Annotated in this window: 12 protein-coding genes; 6 read left to right on the top strand and 6 right to left on the bottom strand. The window is 71.5% G+C overall.

Annotated elements, in window-relative coordinates; genetic code table 11:
- Window positions 1-53 precede the first annotated feature (53 nt).
- Window positions 54-1,250: a sensor histidine kinase gene (locus tag AB0E24_RS07955; RefSeq protein WP_100809307.1), complete on the bottom strand. Its 1,197-nt coding sequence runs from the start codon at window positions 1,248-1,250 to the stop codon at window positions 54-56.
- Window positions 1,251-1,358: 108 nt separating this feature from the next.
- On the opposite strand from AB0E24_RS07955, the gene AB0E24_RS07950 reads away from it, so the two are divergent.
- Together AB0E24_RS07950 and AB0E24_RS07945 are read left to right on the top strand one after the other, a co-directional pair.
- Entirely contained in the window at window positions 1,359-2,381 is a 1,023-nt protein-coding gene (locus AB0E24_RS07950; protein ID WP_359375447.1) for an SAM-dependent methyltransferase, read from the top strand.
- A 337-nt stretch (window positions 2,382-2,718) separates the two neighbouring features.
- The gene (locus AB0E24_RS07945) at window positions 2,719-3,861 is read left to right on the top strand and encodes an NADH-quinone oxidoreductase subunit D (RefSeq protein WP_069860880.1); all 1,143 of its coding nucleotides are present in this window, start codon (window positions 2,719-2,721) and stop codon (window positions 3,859-3,861) included.
- Window positions 3,862-3,945: 84 nt separating this feature from the next.
- On the opposite strand, the gene AB0E24_RS07940 is transcribed toward AB0E24_RS07945, so the two are convergent.
- The 4 genes from AB0E24_RS07940 to AB0E24_RS07925 form a co-directional block, all read right to left on the bottom strand.
- Window positions 3,946-5,091 carry a hypothetical protein gene (locus AB0E24_RS07940; RefSeq protein WP_167746839.1) on the bottom strand — a complete coding sequence of 382 codons (1,146 nt, stop codon included), beginning with the start codon at window positions 5,089-5,091 and terminating at the stop codon, window positions 3,946-3,948.
- A gap of 141 nt (window positions 5,092-5,232) precedes the next feature.
- Window positions 5,233-6,192, bottom strand: coding sequence for an ABC transporter substrate-binding protein (locus AB0E24_RS07935; RefSeq protein ID WP_102935044.1), 960 nt, complete (start codon window positions 6,190-6,192; stop codon window positions 5,233-5,235).
- Between the two features lie 217 nt (window positions 6,193-6,409).
- Window positions 6,410-7,147, bottom strand: coding sequence for an ABC transporter permease (locus AB0E24_RS07930; RefSeq protein ID WP_069860883.1), 738 nt, complete (start codon window positions 7,145-7,147; stop codon window positions 6,410-6,412).
- Window positions 7,147-7,830, bottom strand: coding sequence for an ABC transporter permease (locus AB0E24_RS07925; RefSeq protein ID WP_069860884.1), 684 nt, complete (start codon window positions 7,828-7,830; stop codon window positions 7,147-7,149). Before AB0E24_RS07925 ends, AB0E24_RS07930 begins: the two co-directional genes overlap by 1 nt.
- 141 nt (window positions 7,831-7,971) lie before the next feature.
- Between AB0E24_RS07925 and AB0E24_RS07920 the strand changes: the two genes are divergently transcribed.
- Window positions 7,972-9,129 (top strand): betaine/proline/choline family ABC transporter ATP-binding protein, encoded by a 1,158-nt coding sequence (locus AB0E24_RS07920; protein ID WP_232639482.1) that lies wholly within the window; start codon window positions 7,972-7,974, stop codon window positions 9,127-9,129.
- Window positions 9,130-9,271: 142 nt separating this feature from the next.
- On the opposite strand, the gene AB0E24_RS07915 is transcribed toward AB0E24_RS07920, so the two are convergent.
- A complete protein-coding gene (locus AB0E24_RS07915; RefSeq protein WP_359375441.1) occupies window positions 9,272-10,405 on the bottom strand; it encodes an alpha/beta hydrolase in 1,134 nt (377 codons plus the stop codon).
- 168 nt (window positions 10,406-10,573) lie between these two features.
- Between AB0E24_RS07915 and AB0E24_RS07910 the strand changes: the two genes are divergently transcribed.
- Genes AB0E24_RS07910 through AB0E24_RS07900 form a run of 3 tightly spaced genes read left to right on the top strand, consistent with a single transcriptional unit; the run spans window position 10,574 to window position 13,802 of the window.
- On the top strand, window positions 10,574-12,406 hold the full coding sequence (locus tag AB0E24_RS07910) for a phosphatidylglycerol lysyltransferase domain-containing protein (protein ID WP_069860887.1): 1,833 nt from the start codon (window positions 10,574-10,576) through the stop codon (window positions 12,404-12,406).
- A 35-nt stretch (window positions 12,407-12,441) separates the two neighbouring features.
- Window positions 12,442-13,320, top strand: coding sequence for a dihydropteroate synthase (gene folP, locus AB0E24_RS07905; RefSeq protein WP_079258109.1), 879 nt, complete (start codon window positions 12,442-12,444; stop codon window positions 13,318-13,320).
- Window positions 13,317-13,802 carry a nuclear transport factor 2 family protein gene (locus AB0E24_RS07900; protein ID WP_069860889.1) on the top strand — a complete coding sequence of 162 codons (486 nt, stop codon included), beginning with the start codon at window positions 13,317-13,319 and terminating at the stop codon, window positions 13,800-13,802. Before folP ends, AB0E24_RS07900 begins: the two co-directional genes overlap by 4 nt.
- Window positions 13,803-13,967: the final 165 nt, after the last annotated feature.

The following is a 13,967-nucleotide window of genomic DNA, read 5'->3' as shown; positions in this document are numbered from 1 at the left end:
CTGGACGGGCAGCCATCCCACAGCACCTACGCCTGAAGCACCTACAGAATCGCTCAACGGACCGGCTTCAGCGGCAGCAGTGCGCTGATCCGGAAGCCGCCGCCCGGCCGGGGGCCCGCGTCGAGCGTGCCGCCCACCATGCCGACGCGCTCCCGCATCCCGATCAGACCGTGGCCGCTGCCGTCGGCGCCGCCGTCCTGGTACATCTCGCGCTGCGCGCCCCGTCCGTCGTCCTCGACCAGCAGCCCGAGGCCGTCGTCGAAGTAGGTGAGGCGGACACTGGCGCCCACGTCCGGCCCGCCGTGCTTACGGGTGTTGGTGAGCGCCTCCTGCACGATGCGGTACGCGGTCAGCTCGACCCCGCTGGGGAGCTGGCGCGGGCTGCCCACGACCTTGAAGTCCACCGGAAGCCCGGCGCCGCGCACCTGCTCCACGAGCTCGTCGATCTGCTCGACGTCCGGCTGCGGGACGTATTCGTTCTCCTCGCCCGGCTCCCCGGTGCGCAACACGCCCAGCAGCCGCCGCATCTCGGCGAGCGCCTGGCGGCCGGTGCCCGAGATCGTCTCCAGCGCCTGCCGGGTCTGTTCGGGCGAGCTGTCCAGGACGTACGCGGCGCCGTCCGCCTGCACCACCATCACCGACACGTTGTGCGCCACCACATCGTGCAGCTCCCGCGCGATCCGGGCGCGCTCGGCGGCCACCGCGACCTTCGACTGCGCCTCGCGCTCCTTCTCCAGCCGGGCGGCCCGCTCCTCGAGCTGGGCGTAGTAGGCGCGGCGGGTGCGGATCGAGTCGCCGAGCACCCAGGCCAGCACGAACGGGATGGAGACGAAGACCACCGAGACGACATCCTCCCACCAGCCCTGCTGGGAGTGCGGCCAGCGGAGGGTCGCGAGAGGGGCCGCGCCGAACGCCATCGCCAGCGCGAAGCGGGAGGCCGGGCGCGAGGAGGTGACCGCCACCGTGTAGACGATCACCAGCATGGCGAAGTCGGTCGGATTGGGCTTGAGGTTCGTGGCCATCTGGGCGAGACCGCACAAGATCGCCAGCACCAGCATCTTCTCGGGGGCGCGGCGACGCAGCGCGATCGTCGCTCCCAGCGCCAGGATGATCGGCGCGCCCACGGTGCGGGGGCCCCGGCCCATCGACGCCTCCGAGAGCCACAGGAAACCGAAGCCGACGAGGAGGACGGCCCAGAAGGTGTCCACCCCTGTCGGATGCCTGCGGAGAAATTCGTAGAGGCGCTGCACGTCACCCAGCGTAGGCACCGCTGAACCCTCTCGGGTCAGCCCGAGGGGCGATCCGTACCGCCCGGTCCTACTCCCCAAGGTGGAGACCACTCCGCATAGCGTGGCGGTGTGGCGAGTGAGAAGCATGAGTGGAGCGGATGGCGTACGGCGGCCGAACGGGCGCTGTACGGAGCGGGCGGCTTCTATCGGCGCCCGGAGGGCCCCGCAGGGCATTTCCGCACGTCGGTGCATGCCTCCCCGCTCTTCGCCCGGGCCGTGGCGAAGCTGCTCGGCCGGGTGGACGAGGCGCTGGGGCGCCCCGCCGAGCTGGCGCTGGTGGACCTGGGCGCCGGCCGCGGTGAGCTGCTCACCCGGGTGCTCGCCCTGGCCCCCGGGCTGCCGCACGGGCTGGGCCGGCGGCTGCGCCCGTACGCGGTGGAGCGGGCGGAGCGGCCGACGGGCCTGGACCGGCGGATCGCCTGGCTCGACGCCCCGCCGGACGGCTGCGCGGGGCTGCTGTTCGCCAATGAGTGGCTCGACAACGTCCCGGTGGACATCGCCGAGACCGACGAGGACGGGGTGCCGCGCCGGGTCGAGGTGGATCTCACCTCCGGGGACGGCACCGAGCGGCTGGGCGACCCGGTGGACGGCGAGGACGCCGCGTGGCTGGCCCGCTGGTGGCCCCTGGCGGGCGCCGAACCGGGGCTGCGCGCCGAGATCGGCCATCCGCGCGAGACGGCCTGGGCGCGGGCCGTGGGCTCCCTGCGGGCGGGGTTCGCGGTCGCCGTCGACTACGCCCATGAACGCGCCGCCCGGCCTCCCTTCGGCACGCTGACCGGCTTCCGCGAGGGGCGCGAGGTCCGGCCCGTCCCCGACGGCTCCCGCGATCTGACGGCGCATGTCGCGATGGACGCGTGCGCCGCCGCGGCCGGGCCCGGCTCCGGGCTGCTGACCCAGCGCGAGGCGCTGCGCGCCCTGGGCCTCGACGCCCGCCGTCCCCCGCTCGCCCTGGCCTCCACCGACCCCACCGCCTATGTCCACGCCCTCAGCGCGGCGGGCGAGGCCGCCGAGTTGACCGATCCGGCCGGTCTGGGCGCCTTCACCTGGCTGCTCCACACGGTGGATCTGCCGTACGACGTGCTCCGGCCGTAGCGGGTGTCACGGGGCTCGACGCCCGCGGCGGGCCGTTTCCCCCACCCGCCCCTTCCCACAACCGGGACTCCACCCCAGACCCCGGGCCCCACCACGCAGCACATCGGCACACGGCTCCCCCGCCGGGCGGGGCTCCACCCCTGGACGGGACTCCACCGCCCGGCGGGACTCCGCCACCGGGCGCGGCTTCCCCGCCCGGCAGGGCTGGGCCGCCCGACAGGACTGGGCGGCCCGACAGGGCCAGGCCCCTGGGCCCCGGGGTCCAGGGGCGGAGCCCCTGGTACGGGAAGGGGCGGGTAGGGGAAAGGCCCGCCGGGCAGCTGAGAGACTGGTACGCATGACGGAGACGACGGTCGGCATCGGCGGCGCCGCGGAGAGCACCGACATGGTGCTCAACATCGGCCCACAGCACCCCTCCACCCATGGAGTGCTACGGCTGCGGCTGGTCCTCGACGGAGAGCGGATCCGCAGCGCCGAACCGGTGATCGGCTATATGCACCGGGGCGCGGAGAAGCTCTTCGAGGCGCGCGACTACCGCCAGATCATCATGCTCGCCAACCGCCACGACTGGCTCTCCGCCTTCTCCAACGAACTCGGCGTCGTGCTCGCCGTCGAGCGGATGCTGGGCATGGAGGTCCCGGAGCGCGCGGTGTGGACCCGTACGCTGCTCGCCGAGCTCAACCGGGTCCTGAACCATCTGATGTTCCTCGGCTCCTACCCCCTGGAGCTGGGCGGTATCACGCCGATCTTCTACGCGTTCCGGGAGCGCGAGGACCTCCAGCACGTCATGGAGGAGATCTCCGGCGGCCGGATGCACTACATGTTCAACCGGGTCGGCGGCCTCAAGGACGACCTCCCGGCGGGCTGGCTGGGCCGTGCCCGGCAGGCGGTGGCCGAGGTCCGTTCGCGGATGGGCGTGTACGACGACCTGGTGCTCGGCAACGAGATCTTCCGGGGCCGCACCCGCGACGTCGGCGTGCTGGCCCGCGAGACGGTGCACGCGTACGGGGTCAGCGGCCCCATCGCCCGGGCCTCGGGCGTCGACTTCGACCTGCGGCGCGACGAGCCGTATCTGGCCTACGCGGATCTCCAGGACGTCCTGCGAGTCGCCATCCGCCAGGAGGGCGACTGCCTCGCCCGCTTCGAATGCCTGCTGGAGCAGACGCACAACTCCCTGGCGCTGGCCGACGCCTGTCTGGACCGGATCGACGAACTCCCGCCGGGGCCGATCAACCAGCGGCTGCCGAAGGTGCTCAAGGCGCCCGAGGGCCATACCTACGCCTGGACCGAGAACCCGCTCGGCCTCAACGGCTACTACCTGGTCTCCAAGGGCGAGAAGACGCCGTACCGGCTGAAGCTCCGCTCGGCCTCGTACAACAACATCCAGGCGCTCACCGAACTGCTGCCGGGCACCCTGGTGGCCGACATGGTGGCGATCCTGGGGTCGCTCTTCTTCGTCGTCGGCGACATCGACAAGTAAACATCGACGAGCCGCTGACGAGCCCCTGACGGGCCGCCGACGAGCCGCCGATGAGCCCGCGGGCGAGCCGCGCGGGCGATCCCCTTACGAGATCGCGCTGCGCAGCTCCCCGAGGTCGATCTGCTCCGTTTCGTCGTGTGCGGTCAGGTCGATGACCTCGCCCACGGCGCCCTTCCTGGTCTCCGCGATGGTCTCGTCGCCGATGACGTCCGCGAGGTCCTCCTCGGCGGCCGGTTCGGGCTCCCGCTTCTGCTTCTTCGGGTGGTGCTTCTTCTGGGTGCCGAAGTAGTCGAAGCCGCTCTCCGAACGGGAGGCGGCCCGGCGTGCCGCGGCATACGGCACCACCGCCGAGGCGGCCGTACGGGCGTGGGCGCGCGGCTCCTGGGGGCCGTCGCCGTCCTGCCCGCCGGCCGCCGGGGGCTTCCCCAGCGTGGCGGCACCGTCCTTGCCCCGGTTCTCGCGCCGGCCCTTACGGTCGTCGCGCTCCGGGGCCGTCTCCGGGGCCTGCTCCGAGTCGCTCTCCGGGCTGTTGTCCCGGTTGGTGTCCGGGTTGTTGTCCCGGCTGTTGTCCGAAGCCCCGGTCCGGGCGCCCTCGGCGGCGGCCTGTTCGCGCCGCTCCTTCTGCCGCCGGGCGCTCTCCCTGAGCCGGCTCAGCGCCTCGTCGGCCTTGGCGTACGCGGCGGGCGACGGCACGATGAGCAGGGCGGCGGACTCGTCCGGCTCATCCGGTGCCGTGGCCTCGGCGGCCCCGGCCTCCAGCGCCTTCGCCGGGGACGCGGCCTCCAGCGCGAGCCTGCGGCGCCCCTCCAGGGCGCTGGCCCGCTCGGTCTCGGCCGTGGCGTAGCGGCGCAGCAGTTCGGCGTGTTCATTGCGCAACCGGGCGAGCTCGGCGCGCTTGGCGCGCAGCCGGGTGTTGAGCGCGGTGCGGAGCTCGCTCGCCTTCTCGGCGTCCGCCTCGAGCTCCGCGATCCGCTCCTCGTACTTCATCTCCTGGCGCGCGGTCTCGCTCGCGGCCTCCGCGACCCGGCGGCCGGCCGAGCGGTCCCAGCGGCGCAGCAGAACGGCCCCGACGACCGCGGCGCCGGCCGCGGTCGCGGCAAGCCCACGGATCACGACCGTATCGCCGACCAGCCAGGCACCGGCGGCGCAGGTTATTGACACGACCGCGACCGAAGCGGAGGGGAGGAGCCTGTGCAGGGGTGGGGATTGGCGGTGGCGTCCACGTGGCATGGCCCGAAACTTACCGTGCAAAGGGGTCGCTTGGGTGCCCGCCGGGCCAGATCTGTTGTCAATCCGTTGGCAAATGCGGCGGTTGTGTGCCCGTGATCCCTTGCCGAGCCCTCCCGAGCCCTTGCCGACGGGGATTTGATCCTACTTCACCAGTCCCTTGTCCTTGAGGTAGTCGGCGGCCACATCCGCCGGCTTGAGCCGCTCGGCGTCAACTTTCTTGTTGAGTTGCCTCAGATCGGCGGTCGTCAGCACCTTGGTGAGCTTGTTCAGGGTGTCCGCGATCTTCTGCGAACCGGCGGACTTCGCATTCACCACGGGAAGTACGTTGTCGGCATTCTGGAGATTTTTGTCATCGTCGAGCAGGACGAGCCCGAACTGATCCAGTGTACTGTCCGTGGTCGTGGTCAGGACCATCTGGTCCTTGCCGTCCTTGACCGCCTGCTTGGCCTGGACGCTGCCGATGTCCAGCGGGTCGATCCCGGCGATGTCGATGCCGTACCTCTTCTCCAGACCCGGCTGGCAGAAGGGCCGCTGGGGGCATTCGTCGCCCGCCGCCAGGGTCACCTTCTGCTTCGACTTCCCCAGGTCGGAGAGCGTCTTGAGATCATGTTTCCCGGCGAACTCACGGCTGACCGCGAAGGCGTTCTGGTCCACGGCCTTGCCCGCGTCCAGCACCTTCAGCCCGCGCGGTTCGGCGAGCTTCTTCAGCGCCGTGACCGTCTTGTTGACGTCCGAGGAGGCCACCGGGGCGGCATTCGGCCCGTTCTTCTTCTGGTTCAGGAATTCCGCCAGCGTCGCCGCGTACTCCGGTACGACATCCATCTGGCCCTTCTCCAGGGCCGGTTCATACAGCTCACGGGCGTCCACCGTCTTGATGGAGGTGGAATAGCCGGAGTCCTTCAGAAGACCCGCGTACAGCTCCGCGAGGATCTTCGACTCGGAGAAGGAGGCGGATCCGATCACCAGCGAGCCCTTGCCCGGTTTCCCGGAGCTGTCGCCGCCGCCCGACTTCTCCAGGCTGTCCCCGCCGCAGGCGGTCAGTCCGGCCGTCAGTGCGGCGACCCCCGCCACGGCGGCAGCCGCCCGATAGATCTTGCTCATGATTCCCCATCCGTAGTTGTGGCCGCGTCGTCGGCGTTGTCGGCGCCTTCCGCGCTTCCCGCGCTTTCCGCGTCGTCCGCGATATATGCGTCATCCGCGCTCCGCACGGTGTCCGCGTTGTCCATCCGCGTTGTCCATCCGCGTTGTCCATCCGCGTTGTCCATCCTGGGGGACGCACGCATCGCGTCCGGCCTCGGGAGGGCCCGGCCCGCGGGTGCTACGTCGTGAGCGCCGGGGAGGCCGGTGCCTGGTCGGCGGGCGGGCGACGGGCCGCGGCCGACCGCCGCCCCGTCCTGCGCCGCATCGGGTCGAGCGCCAGCCCCAGCACCACGAAGACGCCCTCGACGACCAGCGCGAGGGCCGCGACCAGCACCGCACCGGCCACCACCTGGGGGGTGTCGGTGAGCCGGAAGCCCGCGGTGATGATCCGGCCGAGACCGCCGCCGCCGGGCAGCGCGGCCAGCGTCGCGGTGGCCACGACCTGCACGGCGGCCGTCCGTACGCCCGTCATGATGAGCGGGAACGCCAGCGGCAGCTCGACCCTGCGGATCAGCTGGCCGCCCGTCATCCCCATGCCGCGGGCCGCCTCCACGACCTCCCGGTCCGCCTCGTGCACCCCGACATAGGCGTTGGTGAGCAGCGGCGGGATGGCGAACAGCACCAGCGCGATGATCGTGGGCCACTGGCCGTGCGTCCCCAGCGGGCTGAGCAGCAACAGCACCAGTACGGCGAAGGTGGGCACCGCGCGCCCCGCGTTGGAGATGTTGACCGCGAGCGCGCCGCCCTTGCCGATATGGCCGAGGGCCACGGCGATCGGCAGCGCCACCAGGCACGAGATCGCCAGGCAGGCGAAGGTGAGGAAGAGGTGCTGGCCCAGCCGGTGCCACACCCCGTCGGGGCCCACCCAGTGCGAACCGGTGGCCAGCCAGGTCCACGCCTCGGTGACGATGTCCATCAGGTGGTGCCCTTCCGACTCTTGCGTGCCCACGGCGTCAGCAGCCGCTGGACGGCGAGCAGCAGCAGATCCGCCACGACCGCCAGCGCCACGCACAGCACCGAGGCGGTGAGCACCTCGGCCTTGAAGAAGCTGCGCATGCCCTCGTAGATGAGGTTGCCGAGGCCGCCGTATCCGATGATCGCGCCCACCGTGGTGAGCGAGACCGTGGAGACGGTGGTGATCCGCAGCCCGGCCATCAGCGCGGGCAGCGCGAGGGGCAGTTCCACGCCGAAGAGCAGCCGCAGCGGGCCGTACCCCATGCCCCGGGCCGCCTCCCGCGCCTCCTCGGGCACCGAGGCGAGCCCGGCCATGATGTTGCGCACCAGGATCGTGAGCGAATAGAGCACCAGACCGGTGATCACCACCGCGACCGAGACCCCGAACACGGGCAGCAGCAGCGAGAACATCGCCAGCGACGGCACCGTGTAGAGGATCGTGGTCAGCCCCAGCACCGGACCCGCCACGGCCCGCCAGCGGCGGGCCAGCAGCGCCAGCGGAAAGGCGACCAGGAGACCGATCGCCACCGAGGCGAGTGTGATCCATACATGTTCGAGCGTCGCGTCCGTCAGCTCTTGACCGCGTGTGCGTACATACTCACCGCATATCCACTCGTTACTGATCAGACAGTTTCCGTCGGCCATACGCTCACCTCCCCCGTCGGGTCGCGGGCCGGTTGCTCATCACAATTTCCAGGTGACCCTAACCCCGGGAGATGACAATCTCGTCCGATCGCCACACAACAGCAACAATCTCTGCCACGAATGCGGCAACAATGGGGAGCCATGATCCGTTTCGAACATGTCACCAAGCGCTACGGCGATGGCACGACGGCCGTGGACGACCTCTCCTTCGAGGTGGCGGAGGGTGAGCTGGTCACCCTGGTCGGCCCCTCGGGCTGCGGCAAGACGACGACGATGAAGATGGTGAACCGGCTCATCGAGCCGACATCGGGGCGGATCCTGGTGGACGGCGAGGACATCGCCGAAGCGGATCCGGTCACCCTGCGCCGCCGGATCGGCTATGTCATCCAGCAGGTCGGGCTCTTCCCGCACAAGACCGTGCTCGAGAACACCTCCACCGTGCCGCATCTGCTGGGCTGGCAGCGGAAGAAGGGACGGGAGCGCGCCGCCGAGCTGCTCGACCTGGTCGGCCTCGACCCGTCCGTCTACGGCGACCGCTACCCCGACCAGCTCTCCGGCGGCCAGCGGCAGCGCGTCGGAGTGGCCCGCGCACTGGCCGCGGATCCGCCGGTGCTGCTGATGGACGAGCCGTTCGGCGCGGTCGACCCGGTCGTTCGCGAGCATCTCCAGACCGAATTCCTGAGACTTCAGTCACAGGTGCGCAAGACGGTGCTCTTTGTGACCCATGACATAGAGGAGGCGGTCCGGCTCGGCGACCGCATCGCGGTCTACGGCTCGGGGCGGATCGAGCAGTTCGACACCCCCGCCACGGTGCTGGGCGCGCCCGCCACCCCGTATGTGGCCGACTTCGTCGGCGCGGACCGCGGGCTGAAGCGGCTGTCGGTCACCCCCATCGAACCCGGCGACCTGGAGCAGCCGCCCGTGGTCCACCTGGACGACCCGCTCTCCAAGGCGGCCGCCAAGCTGGCCGCGGAGGGGGCGCGCTGGGCCGTGGTCCTGGACGACGCGGAGCGGCTGCACGGCTGGATCCCGGCGGAGGCGGCCGACGGCGAGCGGGGGACCGTACGGGACCACGCCCGGCGGATGGAGGCATGGCTGCCGGTGGGGGCGCCGCTGAAGCAGGCGTTCAGCACGATGCTCCAGCACGACGCGGGCTGGATCGCGGTCCTGGACGAGGACCGCTTCCTCGGCGTCCTCACCCCGGCCCGGCTCCATGAGGCCCTGCGCCGCTCGATCGACGCCGACGCGGGCGGTATCGCGCGGGGGGAGGTCCGGCTCCAGACCGTCGCCGACGTGTAGGTCCGCGGGGGCACGGGGCTGTGTCGATGTGCGGCTCCGCCGCGGCTGGGTCGATGTGCGGCTCCGCCGCGTGGGCGACCGGCCACGACGGCGCCGCAGACGATCGACGGCAGCTCAGGGCACTTCCAGCAGCTCAGGGCACTTATAGCGGAGCGCTCAGGCGGCCGCCGAGCCATTCCAGGGCGGCGGGGACCTCCCGTTTCCAGGTGTTGAAGTTGTGGCCGCCGGTGCTCAGGATGATCGACGAGACGCGGGTCGGCTCCCCGCGCCGGTTCAGCCGCTTCACCTTGTTCACGAAGCGCACGGTGTCCCGGTAGTTGTCCTCGCCGTGCCGGCTGCTGGACACCAGGAGCGACACCGGCGGCGCGGGCTTGTGGTCCAGCCGCCACATCAGGTCGTTCTCCCGCTTCAGCCGCTCGCTGCCGCCGAAGAGATCGCCCGTGGTCGCGTCGATCGGGGCCTGGTACGACGGGGAGAGCCCGACCGCCGTGGAGTAGGCGTCGGGGTGACGCATCGCCATCTTCAAGGCGCAGTAGCCGCCGGTGGAACTGCCGATGACGCCCCAGTTACGGGCCCGTTTGCCCACCCGGTAGTGATCGGCCACGGCCTTCGGCAGGTCCTTGGTGAAGAACGTCTCGGTCCGCGGCCCGCCGGGCACGTCCACGCATTCGGTGTCGCGCGGCGGGGCGACCGTCGGCCGCATCATCACCAGGACGAGGGGTTGCATCCTCCCCGATTTGACCAGCTTATGCGAGTTCTGGGGGTATTTCAGGCCATTGATAAGAGCTTCGGCGGTGCCCGGGTATCCGGTGAGCACCAGTGCGGCGGGGAAGGTCCGCCGGGCGTACTCCGGCCGGAAGTACTCCGGCGGCAGATAGATGTACGCGGGGCTCGCGATCCCGGAGACCGGCCCCCGGATGTTCACCTTCTCCAGGCGTCCGGCGACCTTGGGCGCCGAGTCGCCCGCCACGGCCAGGCGCCGGGTGTCGGTGACCCGCACCCGGGTGCCCGGAGTGTCATGGTCCACCACGACACCCGGATCGTCCTGCGTACCGAAGAGGTCGGACCAGGAACCATAGAATCCGAAGGACTGATTGGCGAACAGTCCGAACGCCACGAACACGGACAGCTGCGTCCCCAGTAGCATGCCGACCCGGCCGAGCACGGGAGCCACTCCGCGCCCGGCCAGCCGGGGCCACAGCCATATCGTGGCCGCGAACAGCAGCAACGCCGCGACGGCCGCCGCGATCACGATGTTGTTGCTCGTGAGACCCATCACTATCTTTCTGCCGGGCGGCCGGCCCCCCGTGCCGCCGGGGGAACCTCCCGGCCGTAACCGGGGAATGAACCCCGTTCCTTTGAACGCCGTCTTACAGGGCGCAAATCGTGCGGATGCCGTGCAACAGAACCGAAGATTCTCTTGACCGAAGCGACGGGAATACACATGTCTGACAGTCAAGATGCCGAAACATCTGGGAAGGTTCCCACCCGGATACGGCGCCTGCTGCGCGGCCCCAGGCCGGAGGCGGTACCCACCGTCGTCGGCACCGCCTGCACGCTCATCGGGCTGATGGACATCGTCTTCCCCCGGCTGCGCCACAGCAGGGTGCACGCCCTGGCCGAGCTGCTGCCCGGCGCCGTGAGCTCCCTGGCGGCCGCCGCCTCGATCGTGGTCGGTCTGCTGCTGCTGATGCTGGCCCACGGCCTCAAACGGCGTAAGCGGCGGGCCTGGGTCGCGGCGGTGGGGCTGCTGCCCGTCGGCGCGGCCGCCCAGCTGCTCTACCGGCACTCGGTCATCGGCATGGTGCTCTCCATCGTTCTGATGGGGGTGCTGATCCGCTACCGCGCCGAGTTCGCCGCGCTGCCGGATCCGCGCAGCCGCTGGATGGCGCTGGCCAACTTCGTCGTCATGGGCGCGGTCAGCGTCACCCTGGGACTGCTCATCGTCCGTTCGCATCCGGACACCATCGAAGGAAGTCCGTCGCTCAGCGAACAGCTGGAGCATGTCCTCTGGGGCCTGTTCGGCTTCGAGGGGCCGGTCGACTACCGCCACGGCGCGGACTACACCGTCGGCTACTCGCTCGGCGCGCTGGGCCTGCTGACCGTCGCCACCACCCTCTATCTCGCCTTCCGCCCCGAACACCCCGCCGCCCGCCTCACCCCCGGGGACGAGGAGCGGCTGCGGGACCTGCTCGCCGCCCACGGGCGCCGCGACTCGCTCGGCCACTTCGCGCTCCGCCGCGACAAGGCCGTGGTCTTCTCCCCCACCGGCAAGGCCGCGGTCTGCTACCGCGTGGTCTCCGGGGTGATGCTCGCCAGCGGCGACCCGGTCGGCGATGTGGAGGCATGGCCCGGCGCGATCGCCCGCTTCATGGAGGAGGCGCGGGCCCACTCCTGGACCCCGGCGGTGATGGGGTGCAGCGAGACCGGCGGCGAGGTGTGGACCCGGGAGACCGGCCTGGACGCGCTCGAACTCGGGGACGAGGCCATCGTCGATGTGGCGGACTTCACCCTGTCCGGGCGCGCCATGCGCAACGTACGCCAGATGGTCAAGCGGATCGAACGGGCCGGCTACGAGACCCGGGTGCGGCGCGCCGCCGAGCTGGACCCCGAGGAGCTGGAGACCATCCGGCGCGCCGCCGCCGACTGGCGGGGCACCGACACCGAGCGCGGCTTCTCGATGGCGCTCGGCCGGATCGGTGACCCGGCGGACGGGGACGCGGTGATCGCCACCGCCCACAAGGCCGCCGACGAGGGCGCCGAGGAGGGTCCGTACGGGGACCTCAAGGCCGTTCTGCACTTCGTGCCGTGGGGCCGGGACGGGATGTCCCTGGAGCTGATGCGGCGCGACCGGAGCGCCGACCCGGGCATGAACGAGCTGCTGATCGTGGCCGCGCTGCGGGCCGCCCCCGGGCTGGGCGTGGAGCGGGTGTCGCTGAACTTCGCGATGTTCCGCTCGGCGCTGGCGCGCGGCGAGAAGCTGGGCGCGGGCCCGGTGCTGCGCGGCTGGCGGGCGCTGCTGGTGTTCCTCTCCCGCTGGTTCCAGATCGAGTCGCTGTACAAGTTCAACGCGAAGTTCCAGCCGCGCTGGGAGCCGCGTTTCGTGGTCTTCCGCAACACCCGCGACCTGCCCCGGATCGGCCTGGCCGCGATGCAGGCCGAGGGCTTCGTCTCGCTGGCCCTGCCCCGGCTGCTGCGCCGCGGCCGGCGCCCCGAGCCCCGGCCCTGCGCCCATCGGGACGTGGACGAGGGCCGGGCGCTGCAACAGGCGGCCTGATCCAGAAGGCGCCCCCCTGCGCCTAGGCTGGGCACATGAGCACGTTGCATGGGCGGGGCCGGGTGGCCGGATTGCCGGAGTGGGACCGGTGCGCGGTGATGGGCGTGGTGAACGTCACTCCCGACTCCTTCTCCGACGGCGGCCAGTGGTTCGACACCGACCTGGCCGTCAAGCACGGTCTCGATCTTCTCGCCGCCGGGGCCGACCTGGTGGACGTCGGCGGTGAGTCGACCCGGCCCGGCGCGGCCCGCGTCGACGAGGCCGAGGAGCTGCGCCGGGTGATCCCCGTGGTCCGGGAGCTGGCCGCGGCCGGGGCCGTGATCAGCGTGGACACCATGCGGGCCGCGGTGGCCGAACGGGCCGTGCAGGCCGGGGCCCGGCTGGTCAACGACGTCAGCGGGGGCGGCGCCGACCCCGCGATGGTGCCCATGGTGGCCGCGGCGGGGGTGCCGTTCGTGGTCATGCACTGGCGCGGCGAGTCGATCGACATGAACAACCGAGCGGTGTACGCGGACGTGGTCGGCGAGGTGGTCGCCGAGCTGCGGACCGGTCTGGAGCGGGCGGTCGCGGGCGGTATCGACCCCGAGCGGATCGTGGTCGACCCGGGGCTGGGCTTCGCCAAGAACGCCGGGCACGACCTGGCACTGGTGGCCCATCTGGCCGCGCTGCGCGAGCTGGGCCGGCCGCTGCTGGTGGCGGCCTCCCGCAAGCGGTTCCTGGGCCGCGTCCTGGCCGGCGACGAGGGCAGCCCGCCGCCCGCCCGGGAGCGGGACGCCGCCACGGCGGCGGTCTCCGCGCTCGCGGCGCGCGAGGGCGCCTGGGCCGTCCGGGTGCACGAGGTACGGGCCAGCGCCGACGCGGTGCGCGTGGCGCGGGCCATCGAAGCGGCCGAGACCACGGCGGGAGCGCTGTGACTTCCCTTACGGACAACGAGCGTGTGGCGCTGGTGAACACCGCGCTGTACGACGCGATGGAGCAGGGCGACCACAGCACCCTTCAGCGGCTGTGGCTGGACTCCCCCGACACCGAGGTGTCCTGTGTCCACCCGGGCTGGCCGGTGCTGCGCGGCCGGGGCGAGGTGCTCCGCTCCTACGCGCTGATCATGGCCAACACGGACTACATCCAGTTCTTCCTGACGGATGTCGAGGTGTCGGTGATGACCGACACCGCCCTGGTGACCTGCACCGAGAACATCCTCAGCGGCGCCCCCGCGGAGGAGGAGGGCCAGCTCGGCCCGCTGGTGGGCCAGCTGGTCGTGGCGACGAACGTGTTCCGCCGGACGGAGGACGGCTGGAAGGTGTGGTCGCACCACGGCTCCCCGGTGCTCGCGGAGAGCGACGACGACGAGCCGGGCGGTCCCGAAGGCCCCGCCGACGACGGGTTGCTGCCGGGCTGAGGTCACCCCGTTCGAGCCCCGCGAGGTGGGGGTAGAAGGCTGTGGCGCGGAGCGTCGGCAGCGGGCACCGCCCACCCCATGGGCGAGTGCCGTCGGAGCCCGCAGGTAGATTCGAGGCAGGTACCCCCGCATACGGCAGGGGACGGGTGGTGCGTTCCGGCCAGG

The organism is Streptomyces malaysiensis subsp. malaysiensis (genome assembly GCF_040653035.1).
GTDB lineage: Bacteria > Actinomycetota > Actinomycetes > Streptomycetales > Streptomycetaceae > Streptomyces > Streptomyces malaysiensis.
The sequence above is the reverse complement of the archived record's forward strand: the minus strand, read 5'-3'. Positions and strand labels throughout refer to the sequence as shown.